At 67.5% G+C, this 741-nt stretch carries 1 protein-coding gene and 1 pseudogene; both read right to left on the bottom strand.

The genetic code is table 11. The features are described 5' to 3' along the window. Positions 1–228, bottom strand: a 228-nt coding sequence (locus TSH64_RS33460) for a proton-translocating transhydrogenase family protein (protein ID WP_146208151.1), incomplete at its 3' end; no start/stop codon positions are given. A 26-nt stretch (positions 229–254) separates the two neighbouring features. Next, positions 255–741, bottom strand: a pseudogene (locus TSH64_RS33455) (NAD(P)(+) transhydrogenase (Re/Si-specific) subunit alpha); the annotation flags it as partial.

Below are 741 nucleotides of genomic sequence, written 5' to 3'. Positions count from 1 at the left end.
CGAATGCAGGGCCGGAGTGACGCGCCAGACGACGTAGTAGCCGACGAAGCAGGCCAGAACGAGCACCGTCAGGCCGGTGACGAAGAAGCTGCCATGACCGCCGGCGGCCTCCGCGGCGGGCTGCGCCGCGTGCGCGACCTGGGCGGCCAGCTGGTCGGCCTGCTGGCCGAGCGCCGCGAGGTTCGCCTTCAGCTCGGCAATACGGGCGGACAGTTGGGTCTGATCCATTGCGGTAAGTCTCCTCGGGCGCCCGGTCAGCCGGCGAAGGCGGGGTGAACGACGGCGCCGTCGCGGGTCAGCGCGATGGCCTTGACGATCTCGTCGTCCCAGTTGACGACGATGCCAGTGTCCTTGCCGTGAAGCGACGTCAGCAGCGCCAGCAGGTTCTTGGCGTAGAGCAGCGACGCGCTCTCAGCGATGCGGCTGGCATAGTTGGCGTGGCCGACGATCTTCACGCCGTTGGCCGTGGTCACCACCTCGCCCAGCTTGGCGCCCTCGACGTTGCCACCCTGCTCCACCGCCAGATCGATGATCACCGACCCCGGCTTCATCGACGCCACATGCTCCGCCGTCACCAGGATCGGCGCCTTGCGGCCGGGGATCAGTGCTGTGGTGATGACAAGGTCCTGCTTCTTGATGTGCTCGGCGACCAGGGCTGCCTGCTGGCGCTTGTAGTCGTCCGACATCTCCTTGGCATAGCCGCCGGCGGTCTCGGCCTGCTTGAACTCGTCGTTCTCCACC

It is taken from the genome of Azospirillum sp. TSH64 (assembly GCF_003116035.1).
Lineage (GTDB): Bacteria > Pseudomonadota > Alphaproteobacteria > Azospirillales > Azospirillaceae > Azospirillum.
Note: the sequence above shows the minus strand (reverse complement) of the source record. Positions and strands in the feature narration are given on the sequence as shown.